We start from the raw sequence: 14,260 nt of genomic DNA, 5'->3' as shown, positions 1-14,260 counted from the left end.
GCCGCGCCCAGGGCCGCACAGCCACGAACAGCCTCGCCATCGGCCCAGGCCTACTCGATGCTGCTCGGCGGGCGCGCACGGAGCTGAAACGCGGAGCCGAGCATGCTCACCACACTGCAGACCTCCTACACGGACACCCGCGCCGGTGACCTCGCCTGGTGCCTCGGCGGCGAGCCGCTGCCCGCTCTCGCCGTCCGCGACCTGAGACTCGACACCGACCGCCCCGGCACCTCCGGCACCCTCCAGCTGCGGTTGCTGGGCGCCTCGCACCAGGTGGTGATCTCGGCCGGCCCCGGCGACTGCCTGGAGACCGTCGCCTGCCTGCCCGGCCGCCGCACCCCGCTACCCGCCAGGGTGGCCAAGCAGGTCGGCGGCTGGGAGTACGAGTTCGCCGCCCGGATCGAGGCCCTGCCGCCGCACGACTTCGCGGCCCGCGCCCAGGAACTGCTGGCCCTGGTCGAGGGGCACCCGCGCGGCCTCGCCGGAGTCTTCCCGGGGGACCCGAGCGCCTTCACCGCGCTCGTCACCCAGGGCGGTACGGACCGGCTGCTCTGGCGGACCTGGCACGCCTACCCGCAGGAGGGGCAGCTGGTCTGCACCCGCTCCTCGCTGGTGGTGTCGAGGGCGTGACCACCGACGGACCGGGCACCCAGAGCCCGGGCGCCATCGCCGATCCGGTCACACACCACCCGGCCCAAGCCTATGAATCGCACGCAGGAACGATTCGTCAATCCGACGGTCCTCGCTGTCCGTCGGATGGGCGCAGCGATCCGTCCCGCACGTCCCCTAGCGTTTGTTCGTGATCAACCATCCGGCCGGTCCGCCCGCACGCCCGCGAGTGGACCTCGACGACGGCACCCCACCCCGGCCCGGGCGAAGCCTCACCCCCCTGCCCACCCGCCGTCGATCCCGGCTGCGCTCCCGACCCCGGCTCGCCCGGCTGACCGTCCTGCTGGCCGCCTTCGTCTGCGCGGCCTGCGGACTCGTCTACGAACTCGAACTCGTCGCGCTCGGCGACTACCTGCTCGGGGACGCCGTCACCCAAACGTCCGTCGTGCTCTCCGTCATGGTGTTCGCGATGGGCCTCGGCTCCCTGCTCGCCAAACGGCTCACCAGCCGGCCCGCCACCGCCTTCGCCCTGGTCGAATGCGCCCTCGCGCTCACCGGCGGACTCTCCGTCCTCGCCCTCTACTCCTGCTGGGCCTGGATCGGCCGCTACCAGGCCGCGATGGTCGGCCTCACCTGCCTGATCGGCATCCTGATCGGCGCCGAGATCCCCCTGCTGATGACCCTCATCCAGCGGATCCGGCGCGAGGACGCCGGCCGTGCCGTCGCCGACCTGTTCGCCGCCGACTACGTCGGCGCGCTGATCGGCGGCCTCGCCTTCCCGTTCCTCATCCTCCCCCTCCTCGGCCCCGGCGACGGCGCGCTGCTCACCGGGGCCGTCAACGCCGTCGCCGGGGCGGCCGTGGCGCTCTGGCTGTTCCGCGAGGAACCCGCCCCCCGGATACGACGGCTGCTCTGGGCCGGCTGCGCCCTCGTCCTCGCCCTGCTCGCGGCCGCCGCCGTCGGCTCCGACGCGATCGAACGCGCCGCCCGGCACGCCCTCTACGGCGACCAGGTCCGCTACGCCACCCGCAGCCACTACCAGGAGATCGTGCTCACCGGCCCAGCCGAAGGCCCGCTCCGGCTCTACCTCGACGGACGGCTCGCGGTCTGCGGGCCCGACGAGTACCGGGGCAACGAAGCCCTCGTGCACCCCGCCATGGCCGCCGGGCCGGACACCCGGGTCCTGCTGCTCGGCGGTGGCGACGGCCTCACCCTGCGGGAGGTGCTGAAGCACCGGGGCGTTCGCAGCGTCCGGCTGGTCGACGCCGACCCGGCACTCCCCCGCCTCGCCCGCACCGACCCCGGGCTCGCCGCCCTCGGCGACCACTCCCTGGACGACCCCCGGGTCCGCACCACCGCGGCCGACCCGATGGCCTGGCTGCGCGGCGCCCCCGACGAGGAGTACGACGTGGTGCTCGCCGACCTGCCCGCACCCTCGGACGGCGGACCGGTCAAGTTCCACTCCCAGGAGTTCTACGGCCTCGCCGCCCGGCTGCTGGCCCCCGGCGGTCGGATCGCCGTCCGCGCCGGAGGAAACAGCGGGAACAGCGGGAACAGCGGGGTCAACGACGGGAAGGGCGAGGTCAACGGCGGGAACGGCGGGGCCGACGACGGCCTCTGGCGGATCGAGTCGGGCCTCCGGGCAGCCGGACTGCGGACCACCCCGTACGCAGTCCCGGGCAGCGCCACCGCCGGCTGCCGCCCCGACCCTCCGGACACCGCCCAGGACTTCCTGCTCGCCGCCGCCACCCCGCCCCCGCTCGCCCTCGCCCCCGACGCCCCATCACCCCGCGCCCTCACCCCCGACACCCTCCACGCCTCCAGCACCCGCCTCACCGCCCTCCGCCCGCCCCACCTCCCGGCCCCACTCACCCTCCTGGGCCCCCGCTGACGGGACCGCCCGAGGTGGGTCCGGCAGCGGGCGGAGGCCGGTGAGGCGGGTGGACACCCCCGGCGGGGTTCGGGGCGGGTGGCGTGGGGCGCAGGGGTGTGGAGGGCGCTGGTGGGGTGGGGAAAGTCGGGCGGTGGTGGGTAGGGACCGGGCCGGGTGCAGTCGGTAGGCTCCGTGGCATGGAGCATGAGGTTGTCGTCCCGATGTCCGCAGAGCTGGTGCGGCAGGCCCTGCAGGATCCCGCGCTGCTGGCGCGGAGTGTGCCGGGGCTGAGCACCGAGCCGGCCGCGGTCGGGGCCGGGCTTGCGGAGGAGATCGGCGGGCGGCTGAAGCTGCGGATCGGTGGCTCCACGATCACCTACAAGGGTGTGCTGTCGCTGATCGAAGGCCGGGGCGGCGTGCTGACCGTACTCGCCGAGGGGCAGGAGGCCCGGGGCGACGGCGAGGCGACCGCCACCGTGCGGGTCAGCGTCACGGAGGGCGCCGAGGACGGCACCGCGACGATCCGCTTCACCGGCGACCTGAGCGCCACCGGCCGGCTGACCGAGTTCGACGCCGAGACCCTCGACGCCACCGGTCGCCGCCTGCTGGAGCGCTTCGCCGCCACGCTCACCTCCCCGGACGCCCCGGTGGAGGGCGACGAGGAGCCCGCCGACGGGACGACGGACGAAGCCGAGGACGCGGCCGACACCGGCACCGGCACGGGCACGGGCACGGACGCCGAGGTCGTCTTCATCGAGGACCGCCAGGACCAGCCCGGCGACGACCTGGACGACGACCTCTCGGACCTGATCGCCTTCTCCGACGCCGACGCCGAGCGCTTCGGCCTCCCCACCGGCTCGGCCGCCGACGACGCGGACGACGTCGACGAGCACGACGAGGCGGACACCGGCGACGGCGGCCCCCAGGACGGGGTGGCCGAGGAGCTCCCGGTCGAGCCGCTCTTCGCCTACGAGGACGAGCCCGAGCTCAGCGGCCCGGTCCGCCGCAGCATCGTCGGCCGTTCGGCCGAGGAGGTGGACCACGCCCCGCCGCGCGGCCGCTACGCCCCGGCGCTGCCGGCCCGCAGCGCGCGGGCCCGAGCGGCGTCCCGCTGGGGCGGCGAGGTCGGCGGCATCGTGGTGCCGGGTGCCGGTGGCCGCAGCGCGGTGCCGTGGGTGATCGGCGGCTCGGTGGCCCTGCTGGGCGGCGCCGTGGTGCTGGTCAGGGCACTGCGCCGACGCTAGGCCCTGTCCGGCCGACAGGACCTCGTCGCGAGCACCCCCGAGCGTTCAGGCCCTAGACTGAACGCTCATGAGCAACGACCGCGACGCCCTGCTGGCACAGATCAAGGACAAGGCCGTCGTGCACGGCAAGGTCACCCTCTCCTCCGGCAAGGAGGCCGACTACTACGTCGACCTGCGCCGGATCACGCTGGACGGCGAGGCCGCCCCGCTGGTCGGCCGGGTGATGCTGGACGCGACCTCGCACCTGGAGTACGACGCCGTCGGCGGTCTGACCCTGGGTGCCGACCCGGTGGCCGCCTCGATGCTGCACGCCGCCGCCGCGCGCGGACAGAAGCTGGACGCCTTCGTGGTCCGCAAGGCGGGCAAGGCGCACGGCCTGCAGCGCCGGATCGAGGGCCCCGAGGTGAAGGGCCGCCGGGTGCTGGCGGTCGAGGACACCTCCACCACCGGCGGCTCGGTGCTGACCGCCGTCGAGGCGCTGCGCGAGGCGGGCGCCGAGGTGGTCGGCGTCGCGGTGATCGTCGAGCGCGGTGGCGCGGCCGCCGTCGAGGAGCAGGGCCTGGCGTACGTGACCGCGTACACCCTGGACGACCTGGGCCTCTGACCCGTACGGAGACTCCGGACAGCACGAAGGGCCGGGCCCTGTTTCACGTGAAACCGCGTGGAACGGGGCCCGGCCCTCTGTCGTGAACGCCGTGGAGGCCGTCGACGCTGCGAAGACCGTCGACGCTGCGAAGACCGTGAACGCCGCGAAGGCCGTCGAGGCCGCAGCAGGGGTCTCAGCCGCGCCGGTGCCGCCCGCTGCCGCTCTGCGCCACGTCGGCGGCCGGGGTCTCGACCAGGCCGGCCTTCTTCTTCCGGCGCTCCCGCATGACCTCGACCAGGATCGGCGAGATCGACAGCAGCACGATCAGCAGCACCGCCGGGATCAGGTACTTGTCGATCACCGGGGCGAGGGCGTCGCCGAAGAAGTAGCCGATCAGCAGCATGGACTCGGTCCACAGCACGCCGCCGATGACGTTCCAGACGAAGAAGGTCCGGGCGGGCATCTCCAGGGTGCCGGCCACCGGGTTCAGGAAGGTCCGGATGATCGGCATGAAGCGGGCCAGTACCACGGCCTTGCCCGAGCCGAACTTGTTGAAGTACTCCTCCGCCTTCACCACGTACTCGCGGCGGAAGATCTTCGAATCGGGCTTGTCGAACATCCTCGGCCCGACCTTGGCCCCGATCAGGTGCCCGAGCTGGGCTCCGGCGACCGCCGCGATCGGGCAGCCGACGAGCAGCACCGCGATCGGCAGCTTCGCGCCGTCGCCGAGCACCGAGGAGGCCGCGTTCGAGGCGGCGACGCCCGCCAGGATCAACAGCGAGTCGCCCGGGAAGAAGAAGCCGACCAGCAGGCCGGTCTCCGCGAAGATGATCGCGATCAGCCCGATGGCGCCGAGGGACGAGATCAGGGATTTGGCGTCGAGCAGATTGACGGCCAGCTGGTTGTAGTCCACGGGCGCAGGATAGCGGGCGTACCTTTCCGGCGACTTCCGGCCAAGCCCCGCGGGCCCGGTCCGGGCGGGCCGACGGGTTCCGGCCGAGCCGTCACGTGCGACGTCCCGACAGGCGGGCTCCTGCTGACCTGCGGGCACGAGTCTGGGAAGATGGCCCAGGCGTCCGGTCCGCGGCGGCCCACCACCCTCAGGGCCCCACCGCGGAGGTCGCCTCGAACCTTGGTGCCGGAGAGCCACACCGCAGCGCCGCGCGTCGGCGGGCCGGCACGGAGTCGTCACGAAGGCGTACACAGCGTCGGACAGCACCGTCCGTACGCCGCAACCCGACAGGAGCGGATCGCATGCCCATCGCAACTCCCGAGGTCTACAACGAGATGCTGGACCGGGCCAAGGCGGGCAAGTTCGCCTACCCGGCCATCAACGTCACCTCGTCGCAGACCCTGCACGCCGCGCTGCGTGGTTTCGCCGAGGCCGAGAGCGACGGGATCATCCAGATCTCGACCGGTGGCGCGGAGTTCCTGGGCGGCCAGCACAACAAGGACATGGTGACCGGCGCGGTCGCGCTCGCCGAGTTCGCCCACATCGTCGCCGCCAAGTACGACATCACCGTCGCGCTGCACACCGACCACTGCCCGAAGGACAAGCTGGACGGCTACGTCCGCCCGCTGCTGGCGGTGTCCGCCGAGCGCGTGGCCAAGGGCGAGAACCCGCTGTTCCAGTCGCACATGTGGGACGGCTCGGCCGAGACCCTCGCCGACAACCTGGCGATCGCCCAGGAGCTGCTGGCCCAGGCCGCCGCCGCGAAGATCATCCTCGAGGTCGAGATCACCCCGACCGGCGGCGAGGAGGACGGCGTCACCCACGAGATCAACGACGAGCTGTACACCACCGTCAACGACGCCGTGCGCACCGCCGAGGCGCTGGGTCTGGGCGAGAAGGGCCGCTACCTGCTGGCCGCCTCGTTCGGCAACGTGCACGGCGTGTACAAGCCGGGCAACGTCGTGCTGAAGCCGGAGCTGCTGCGCGAGCTGCAGGACGCGATCGGCAAGCAGTACGGCAAGACCGACCCGTTCGACTTCGTCTTCCACGGCGGCTCGGGCTCCACCGCCGAGGAGATCGCCACCGCGCTGGAGAACGGCGTCGTGAAGATGAACCTGGACACCGACACCCAGTACGCCTTCACCCGCCCGGTGGCCGGCCACATGTTCGCCAACTACGACGGCGTGCTGAAGGTCGACGGCGAGGTCGGCAAGAAGAACACCTACGACCCGCGCACCTGGGGCAAGCTGGCCGAGGCCGGCATGGCCGCCCGCGTGTTCGAGGCCGCCGAGCAGCTGCGCTCGGCCGGCAAGCGCCTGAAGTGACAAGCGTCTGAAGTGAGGGGCGTCTGAGGTCACCAGCGCCTGAACCGACCGTGCCCCCGGTGGATGATCCACCGGGGGCACGGTCGTGTCCGGGTCCCTACAGCTCGGACGACTGCTTGAGCTCGGTGTACGCCTCCGCGCTGCTGTCCTTCAGGAACTGCCAGCAGCGGGCCTCCTCCTCGGTCTCCTTGATCGCGCCGGCCGCCCGGGCGAGCGCCGCCAGGCAGCGCAGGAAGCCGCGGTTGCCGCGGTGGTCCCACGGCACCGGGCCGTGGCCCTTCCAGCCGGCGCGGCGCAGCGCGTCCAGGCCGCGGTGGTAGCCGGTGCGGGCGTAGGCGTAGGACTCGACGTGGCGGCCGGCCACGTAGGCGTCGTCGGCGAGCATGGCCCAGCCGAGGCAGAAGGCCGGGAATTCGGCGACCACCTGGGTCGGTGAGGCCGACTCCTCCGCCAGCATCCGGTAGGGCTGCTCGTCCTCCGGCAGAAGGGTCGGTTCGGGGCCGTCGAGAAGATTCTTGTGAATCGCCATGGAGTGCAGTCTGCCATCCGGGGCCCTGGGGTCAACCGCCCGGCCGTGATCGGGCGCCCGCTCGACCGGCACGGGGCCGGGGTCCGCGCAGCGCCCGGCTCACCCCGGAGGTTGCATACCGGGTATATGGACATTCACCCGTTCGCCATGCCAGGGTGTGGCTCGTGCCCGCAGCCAGATCCGCCCGCAGGCGAGCCACTCCACCCAAGAACGCTCGCAACAGACGCCGCCGGTCACGCCGCAGGATCGGCCCTGGCATGCTCACGGCAATGATCGCCTCCGTCGTCCTGCTGGGCGTCGCGGCCTTCGCGCTGAACGGCTCCACGGACACTCCGACCCCCGCCACCACCCAGGCCCGGTTCGCCCCGCCCGCCGAACAGTCGCCCGGCACCGCGTCGGCGGCGGCGACACCCACCAGCGCGCCCACGGCGGCCCCGACGCCGACCCCGACGCCCACCGCTCCGGACCCCGGCCCCACCAAGGGCTCGGGCACCTTCAGCATCGCCCCCGCCAGCGCCAAGGCGGTCGGCCGCGGCACCGTGCGCCGCTACCGGGTGGAGGTCGAGGACGGCATCGGCCTCGACGCCACGTCCGCCGCCGCCCAGATCCACGGCATCCTCGGCGATCGCCGCGGCTGGACCAACGACCGCAAGAACGCCTTCCAGCTGGTCGCCGGCGGCTCGTACGACTTCACCGTGAAGATCGCCTCCCCGGTCACCGTGGACAAGATCTGCGGCGCCTCCGGCCTGGACACCCACGGCGAGGTCAACTGCAACGTCGGCAACCAGGTGCTCGTCAACTCCAAGCGCTGGAACACCGGTTCGCCCCAGTTCAGCGGCCCGCTGGACGAGTACCGGGCGCTGATCATCAACCACGAGGTCGGCCACCGGATCGGCCACGGGCACGAGACCTGCCCCGGCCCCGGCAAGCCCGCGCCCGCGATGATGCAGCAGATCTACGGACTCAAGGGCTGCGCGCCGAACGCCTGGCCGTACTCGGCCGAGGGCACCTACCTGAGCGGCCCGGCCGTCCCCTAGGGTCCGTCCGGCGGACCGTGCCGGACGGACCCCAGCGGTACGGACCGGAACGGAGTTGAGACCTGATCGGCGATCCCCCGGCACAACCAGCACCTACCCTGCGGTCATGACCGCAGCCCAACGCCGAAAGCTCACCGCCGTGTTCGCCGCCGCCGGGATCGCCCTGGGCGCCGCCGCCTGCTCGTCCTCGTCCGGCACCGGGCCGGGCGGCGGGCCACTGTCCTACGACCGGGTCCGGTCGACCGCCCTGGACCTGGTGAAGAACAAGTCCACCAGCTGCCCGTTCGGCCTCGACCTCGCGAAGGCGACGGCCGCCGCCGGGATCAGCGGCACCGTCGCCCCCGCCGTGACGGACGGACGTTCCGTCACCGGCAACACCGGCGACGGCGTGCCCGCCCAGCCCTGGCCGTCGGCGGTCAGCCACCCACCGACCATGACCGAGATGCCGGCCACGCCGCCGAACGCCCAGATCACCTGCTCGTACACGGTCGGCCCGTCCACCGTCGACCTCGAACTGCTGGCCGTGCCGAAGAACGACTACGGCGTCAGCATGATGCTCCCCGCGATCCAGCGCGCCGGGCTGCTCAGCGTGGATCAGCTCACCCGGTTCTCCACCGACCGCCCCTCCGTCGGGCAGACCAGGATCACGCCGGGCCAGGGAACGGCCGCCGTCGCCCGGATCGCGCTGCACGGCGACGGCGACCTGGTGCTGATGCTCGACCAGAACACCACCGCCCAGGACGACCGGAACCCGGCCCTGGCCGGCGAACCCCTGCGCAAGACCGCCGAGAACCTGGCCGGGCAGCTGCGCTAGGGGGGGGTGCTCCGGCGTCGCGTGCCCGGCGGGAACTGTCAGAAGCGCCCTAGCCAAGTCCTAGCCAAGTCCTAGCCCAGGACCGGCAGGTACTCCCCCAGGTCGCTGCGCTCGCCGGAGGCGGACACCTCGTGGTCCGCCACCGCGGCCGCCCACGGCACCCGGCCCGTGGCGAGCCGGATCCAGGTCAGCGGGTCGGTCTCGACCACGTTGGGCGGGGTGCCGCGGGTGTGCCGGGGGCCCTCGACGGCCTGGACGACGGCGTACGGCGGGATCCGCAGCTCGACCGCCCCGCCGGGCGCCCGGGCGGCCAGCGCGTCGGCCAGCAGCCGGGTGACGGCGGCCAGGGCCTGGCGGTCGTGCGGGAAGGCGGCCAGGCCGAGGGCCTCGGCCAGGTCGTCGGCGTGCACCACGGTCTCGACCAGCCGGGTGACCAGCATGTCGGCGAGCGTCATCGAGCCCAGCCGGATCTCGAACCGCCGTGCCGGGTCGGCGGCTTCGGGCCGCGCGAGCAGTCCGGTCAGGGCGTCGGCGGCCCGCCCGAAGGCCTCCGCGACCGCGACCGCGTCCCCGTCGAACTCCGCCCCGACCCGCTCCCGGGCCTGCTCGTCCAGGAGCGGCGCCACCGTGCCGACCGCCGCCACCCAGCCCGTCAGGTCGAGCGGCGGGCGCCCCTGGAGCGGGTCGTCCAGGTGCGCGGGGAGGTACTCCAGCTGGACGGCCAGGTGCGCGAGCAACTCCCGCACCCGCCAGTCCCCCAGCCTGGTCGGCAGGTCCAACTGCCCGTCGGCGAGGCCCGCCACGGCGGCACGCAACGCCCCGGTCTGGGCGGCCAGCGCGGCGCGGACCTTCTGCGGTTGGTAGGTGCGGGACTTGGCAGGCATGGGGCCCAACATACGCCGAGGGGCGGACGGTTCAGAACGAACCGCCCGCCCCTCGGAACAGCCGATCAGGCCAGCAGGGCCTCGATGACGCCGGTGTGGGCGTCCTTCAGCTCGGCCAGCGTGACGCTGAACTGCCCCTGGACGTCGATGCTGTCGCCGTCCACGACACCGATCCGGGTGGCCGGCAGGCCACGCGCGGTGCACATGTCGTTGAAGCGGAGCTCCTCGCTGCGCGGCACCGCCACGACGGCACGGCCGGCCGACTCCGAGAACAGCAGGACGAACGGGTCGGTGCCCTCGGGCACGACGATCCGGGCGCCGTGGCCGCCCTTGAGGCAGCTCTCCACGAGCGCCTGGCCGAGGCCGCCGTCGGAGAGGTCGTGCGCGGCGTCGATCATGCCGTCGCGCGAGGCGGCGATCAGGATGTCGCCGAGCAGCCGCTCGCGCTCCAGGTCCACCTTGGGCGGCAGGCCGCCGAGGTGGTCGTGGACGACCTGCGACCAGGCCGAGCCGCCGAGTTCGTCCGCGGTGTCGCCGAGCAGGTAGAGCAGCTGCCCCTCCTCGGCGAAGGCGACCGGGGTGCGCCGGGTGACGTCGTCGATGACGCCGAGCACCGCGACCACCGGGGTCGGGTGGATGGCGACGTCGCCGGTCTGGTTGTACAGCGAGACGTTGCCACCGGTGACCGGGGTGCCGAGCACCAGGCAGGCGTCGGCCAGGCCGCGGGTCGCCTCGGCGAACTGCCACATGACGTCCGGGTCCTCGGGGGAGCCGAAGTTGAGGCAGTCGGAGACGGCGAGCGGCTTGGCGCCGCCGGCCGCGACGTTGCGGTAGGACTCGGCCAGGGCCAGCTGGGCGCCGGTGTACGGGTCCAGCTTGGTGTAGCGGCCGTTGCCGTCGGTGGCGACCGAGACGCCGAGGTTGGTCTCGTCGTCGATCCGGATCATGCCCGAGTCCTCGCCGTGCGAGAGCACGGTGTTGCCGAGCACGTAGCGGTCGTACTGGTCGGTGATCCAGGACTTGGAGGCCTGGTTCGGGTGGCTCGCGACCTTCAGCAGATCGGCCTTGAGGCCCTCGCCGGTGGTCGGGCGGGCCAGCCGCTCGGCGGTGGGGGCGTCGGCCTGCAGCGCGTCCTGCCAGCTCGGGCGGGCGTAGGGGCGCTGGTAGGTCGGGCCCTCGTGGGCGACGGTGCGCGGGGGCACGTCCACCACGAGCTCGCCGTGCCAGAAGATCTCCAGGCGCTCGCCGTCGGTCACCTCGCCGATGACGTTGGCGATGACGTCCCACTTCTCGCAGATCTCCAGGAAGCGGGCGACCTTGTCGGGCTCGACGATCGCGCACATGCGCTCCTGCGACTCGCTCATGAGGATCTCCTCCGGCGAGAGCGTGTGGTCGCGCAGGTGCACGGTGTCGAGGTCGATCCGCATGCCGCCGGAGCCGGCCGAGGCCAGCTCGCTGGTGGCGCAGGACAGGCCGGCGCCGCCGAGGTCCTGGATGCCCTTGACGAGCTTCTCCCGGAAGATCTCCAGGGTGCACTCGATCAGGAGCTTCTCCTGGAACGGGTCGCCGACCTGGACGGCCGGGCGCTTGGCCGGCTTGGTGTCGTCGAAGGTCTCGGAGGCCAGCACCGAGACGCCGCCGATGCCGTCGCCGCCGGTGCGGGCGCCGTACAGGATGACCTTGTTACCGGCCCCGGAGGCCTGCGCGAGGTGGATGTCCTCGTGCTTCATGACACCCACGCACAGGGCGTTGACCAGCGGGTTGCCCTGGTAGCAGGAGTCGAAGACGACCTCGCCGCCGATGTTCGGCAGGCCCAGGCAGTTGCCGTAGCCGCCGATGCCCGCGACGATCCCGGGCAGCACGCGCCGGGTGTCCGGGTGGTCGGCCGCACCGAAGCGCAGCGGGTCCATCACGGCGACCGGGCGGGCGCCCATCGCCAGGATGTCGCGCACGATGCCGCCGATGCCGGTGGCCGCGCCCTGGTAGGGCTCGATGTACGAGGGGTGGTTGTGCGACTCGACCTTGAAGGTGACCGCGTAGCCCTGGCCGACGTCGACCACTCCGGCGTTCTCGCCGATGCCGACGAGCATCGCGTCCGAATCCGGCTTCTTCTCGCCGAACTGCTTCAGGTGGACCTTGCTGCTCTTGTACGAACAGTGCTCGGACCACATGACCGAGTACATCGCGAGTTCGGCGCCGGTCGGGCGGCGGCCGAGAATCTCCCGGATGCGCGCGTACTCGTCCTGCTTCAGGCCGAGTTCGGCCCACGGCTGGGCGGCGTCCGGGGTCTGCTCGGCGTTCTTGACGGTGTCGAGGCTCATCAGGCGTTCACCAGCTGCTTCAGGACGGAAGTGAAGAAGCCCAGGCCCTCGGTGCTCGGGCCGGTGAGCGGCTCCACGGCGTGCTCCGGGTGCGGCATCAGGCCGACGACATTGCCGGCGGCGTTGGTGATGCCGGCGATGTCGCGGTACGAACCGTTCGGGTTGACGTCGAGGTACCGGGCCACGACCCGGCCCTCGGCCTCGAGTTCGTCCAGGACGTGCGCGTCGGCGACGAAGCGGCCCTCGCCGTTCTTCAGCGGGACGACGATTTCCTGGCCCGCCGTGTAATCCCGGGTCCAGGCGGTCTCCGCGTTCTCGATGCGCAGCTTCTGGTCGCGGCAGATGAAGTGCAGCGAGTCGTTCCGGGTGAGCGCGCCGGGCAGCAGGTGCGATTCGCACAGCACCTGGAAGCCGTTGCAGATACCCAGCACGGGCATTCCGAGCCTGGCCTGCTCGATGACGGTGTCCATCACCGGCGAGAAGCGGGAGATCGCGCCGCAGCGCAGATAGTCGCCGTAACTGAATCCGCCGGGCAGGACGACGGCGTCGACCTGGTGGAGATCCTTGTCACGGTGCCAGAGGGCGACCGGCTCCGCGCCGGCCAGGCGGACCGCGCGCTGGGCGTCGCGGTCGTCGAGGGATCCGGGGAAAGTGACGACGCCTACGCGGGTGGTCACTTCGCCTCCTCCTCGACCCGGACGGTGAAGTCCTCGATCACGGTGTTGGCGAGAAAGGTCTCGGCGGCTTCGCGGATACGGGCGAGCGCGGCGTCGTCGACCGGGCCCTCCAGCTCCAGCTCGAAACGCTTGCCCTGGCGGACGTCGGCGATCCCGGTGAATCCGAGACGGGGCAGTGCTCGCTGCACCGCCTGTCCCTGGGGGTCGAGGATCTCCGGCTTGAGCATGACGTCGACTACGACGCGTGCCACTGGCACTCCCGGTGGTGTCTTCGGTGAGGCGGGGGAACTCCAGACTACCGGCCGTTCGGGGCAGGATTGCTGGCCGGGGCGGGTGACGCGCGTAGACCCAGGACCCTTACGGCACAAGGGATCCAGCACCCCCACCCCCCGCAAGACCCGGCCCGTTTCCGGTGATTCGCGGGCCCGGACCACGACGCGCGAAGAACACCCGAATACGGCACTTGGGGACAGATCCGCCCGTCCCGCACTCCGGTATCCCGCAGTCCCGCGAAGACTCGTGAATATCCGGAAAAGAATGTCGAACTCTTCGATTTCGACCCCCTTCGGGTGCAGAATAGGGCCACCTGTCGCGGCAAGTGCTGCGTATCCGGCGGGCCACCAGGCCTGCCCGTATGCGCTTGCGCGAGTTGGTGCACATCAGGCCACCCGTCGCACTCCGCGAACCGGCGGCCGAATTGCCCGAGAGGATTGACACCCATGGCTCAGCGTGTAGTTGTCACGCTCTCCGACGACCTGGACGGCGGCGCCGCCGCAGAAACCGTCCACTTCGGCGTCGACGGGAAGTCGTACGAGATCGACCTGTCCGTGGACAACGCGGAAAAGCTGCGGGAGGCCCTCGCTCCGTTCGTTGCGGCCGGCCGTCGCCAGAGCCGCACCGGAAAGTCCTTCCGCCGCACCGCGCTCACCCCGGACCCGGCCGCCGTGCGCGCCTGGGCCCTGTCGCGCGGGATGGAACTGCCGGCCCGCGGCCGCATCCCCAAGCACGTGTACGAGGCGTTCGCCGAGGCGAACTGATCCCGTCGGGGCACCGCCCCCGGTCGCCCTGCCCGCCTGGACCGAAAGGGTGGGGCGACCACCCCGAACGATGCTGTAGAGTAATCCTCGTCGCCGCAACGGAGAGATCCGAAGAGGCGGCGGGTGCCCCACCAGGCACCATGCGGACGTGGCTCAGTTGGTAGAGCATCACCTTGCCAAGGTGAGGGTCGCGAGTTCGAATCTCGTCGTCCGCTCGCAGTGCGCGAGCACAGCACAACTCAATAGTTTGACCCTGCGGACGTGGCTCAGTTGGTAGAGCATCACCTTGCCAAGGTGAGGGTCGCGAGTTCGAATCTCGTCGTCCGCTCCAGCACGAAGGCCCCCTCGATCGAGGGGGCCTTCGACGTATTC

14 protein-coding genes and 2 tRNA genes are annotated in these 14,260 nt (G+C 72.1%); 10 read left to right on the top strand and 6 right to left on the bottom strand.

Going from position 1 to position 14,260, the window contains the following annotated elements; translation table 11 throughout:
* Positions 1-102: 102 nt before the first annotated feature.
* The 4 genes from ACFWIS_RS17295 to pyrE all read left to right on the top strand — a co-directional run bounded on the left by ACFWIS_RS17295 (position 103) and on the right by pyrE (position 4,330).
* On the top strand, positions 103-630 hold the full coding sequence (locus ACFWIS_RS17295) for a DUF2617 family protein (protein WP_380454237.1): 528 nt from the start codon (positions 103-105) through the stop codon (positions 628-630).
* A gap of 169 nt (positions 631-799) precedes the next feature.
* The gene (locus ACFWIS_RS17290) at positions 800-2,500 is read left to right on the top strand and encodes a polyamine aminopropyltransferase (protein WP_380454235.1); all 1,701 of its coding nucleotides are present in this window, start codon (positions 800-802) and stop codon (positions 2,498-2,500) included.
* 179 nt (positions 2,501-2,679) lie between these two features.
* Positions 2,680-3,726 carry a hypothetical protein gene (locus ACFWIS_RS17285; RefSeq protein ID WP_380454233.1) on the top strand — a complete coding sequence of 349 codons (1,047 nt, stop codon included), beginning with the start codon at positions 2,680-2,682 and terminating at the stop codon, positions 3,724-3,726.
* A 67-nt stretch (positions 3,727-3,793) separates the two neighbouring features.
* Positions 3,794-4,330, top strand: a complete 537-nt coding sequence (gene pyrE / locus ACFWIS_RS17280; RefSeq protein ID WP_188307417.1) for an orotate phosphoribosyltransferase — start codon at positions 3,794-3,796, stop codon at positions 4,328-4,330.
* Between the two features lie 175 nt (positions 4,331-4,505).
* On the opposite strand, the gene ACFWIS_RS17275 is transcribed toward pyrE, so the two are convergent.
* Positions 4,506-5,225 (bottom strand): DedA family protein, encoded by a 720-nt coding sequence (locus ACFWIS_RS17275; RefSeq protein WP_380454231.1) that lies wholly within the window; start codon positions 5,223-5,225, stop codon positions 4,506-4,508.
* Positions 5,226-5,566: 341 nt separating this feature from the next.
* Here ACFWIS_RS17275 and fbaA point away from each other — a divergent pair, with 341 nt between their 5' ends.
* The gene (gene fbaA, locus ACFWIS_RS17270) at positions 5,567-6,589 is read left to right on the top strand and encodes a class II fructose-bisphosphate aldolase (protein ID WP_188307415.1); all 1,023 of its coding nucleotides are present in this window, start codon (positions 5,567-5,569) and stop codon (positions 6,587-6,589) included.
* A 97-nt stretch (positions 6,590-6,686) separates the two neighbouring features.
* Here the strand turns inward: fbaA and ACFWIS_RS17265 are convergent, their stop codons facing one another.
* Positions 6,687-7,118: a DUF3151 domain-containing protein gene (locus tag ACFWIS_RS17265; RefSeq protein ID WP_380454229.1), complete on the bottom strand. Its 432-nt coding sequence runs from the start codon at positions 7,116-7,118 to the stop codon at positions 6,687-6,689.
* A 257-nt stretch (positions 7,119-7,375) separates the two neighbouring features.
* Between ACFWIS_RS17265 and ACFWIS_RS17260 the strand changes: the two genes are divergently transcribed.
* Positions 7,376-8,155: a DUF3152 domain-containing protein gene (locus tag ACFWIS_RS17260; RefSeq protein WP_380454227.1), complete on the top strand. Its 780-nt coding sequence runs from the start codon at positions 7,376-7,378 to the stop codon at positions 8,153-8,155.
* Positions 8,156-8,261: 106 nt separating this feature from the next.
* Positions 8,262-8,969 (top strand): hypothetical protein, encoded by a 708-nt coding sequence (locus ACFWIS_RS17255; RefSeq protein WP_380454225.1) that lies wholly within the window; start codon positions 8,262-8,264, stop codon positions 8,967-8,969.
* A 71-nt stretch (positions 8,970-9,040) separates the two neighbouring features.
* On the opposite strand, the gene ACFWIS_RS17250 is transcribed toward ACFWIS_RS17255, so the two are convergent.
* The 4 genes from ACFWIS_RS17250 to purS all read right to left on the bottom strand — a co-directional run bounded on the left by ACFWIS_RS17250 (position 9,041) and on the right by purS (position 13,102).
* Positions 9,041-9,853 carry a sterol carrier family protein gene (locus tag ACFWIS_RS17250; protein WP_380454223.1) on the bottom strand — a complete coding sequence of 271 codons (813 nt, stop codon included), beginning with the start codon at positions 9,851-9,853 and terminating at the stop codon, positions 9,041-9,043.
* Between the two features lie 65 nt (positions 9,854-9,918).
* Entirely contained in the window at positions 9,919-12,174 is a 2,256-nt protein-coding gene (purL, locus tag ACFWIS_RS17245) for a phosphoribosylformylglycinamidine synthase subunit PurL (RefSeq protein ID WP_380454221.1), read from the bottom strand.
* Positions 12,174-12,851 (bottom strand): phosphoribosylformylglycinamidine synthase subunit PurQ, encoded by a 678-nt coding sequence (gene purQ / locus ACFWIS_RS17240; protein WP_380454219.1) that lies wholly within the window; start codon positions 12,849-12,851, stop codon positions 12,174-12,176. Before purQ ends, purL begins: the two co-directional genes overlap by 1 nt.
* On the bottom strand, positions 12,848-13,102 hold the full coding sequence (purS, locus tag ACFWIS_RS17235) for a phosphoribosylformylglycinamidine synthase subunit PurS (RefSeq protein ID WP_218201110.1): 255 nt from the start codon (positions 13,100-13,102) through the stop codon (positions 12,848-12,850). The genes purQ and purS overlap by 4 nt, the downstream gene beginning before the upstream one ends.
* 468 nt (positions 13,103-13,570) lie before the next feature.
* Here purS and ACFWIS_RS17230 point away from each other — a divergent pair, with 468 nt between their 5' ends.
* The 3 genes from ACFWIS_RS17230 (at position 13,571) to ACFWIS_RS17220 (ending at position 14,219) form a co-directional block, all read left to right on the top strand.
* On the top strand, positions 13,571-13,888 hold the full coding sequence (locus tag ACFWIS_RS17230; protein ID WP_030056585.1) for an Lsr2 family protein: 318 nt from the start codon (positions 13,571-13,573) through the stop codon (positions 13,886-13,888).
* 142 nt (positions 13,889-14,030) lie between these two features.
* Positions 14,031-14,103 (top strand) — tRNA-Gly (locus ACFWIS_RS17225).
* Between the two features lie 40 nt (positions 14,104-14,143).
* Positions 14,144-14,219 (top strand) — tRNA-Gly (locus ACFWIS_RS17220).
* Positions 14,220-14,260: the final 41 nt, after the last annotated feature.

This window comes from Kitasatospora sp. NPDC127060 (genome assembly GCF_042724935.1).
Lineage (GTDB): Bacteria > Actinomycetota > Actinomycetes > Streptomycetales > Streptomycetaceae > Kitasatospora.
Note: the sequence above shows the minus strand (reverse complement) of the source record. Positions and strands in the feature narration are given on the sequence as shown.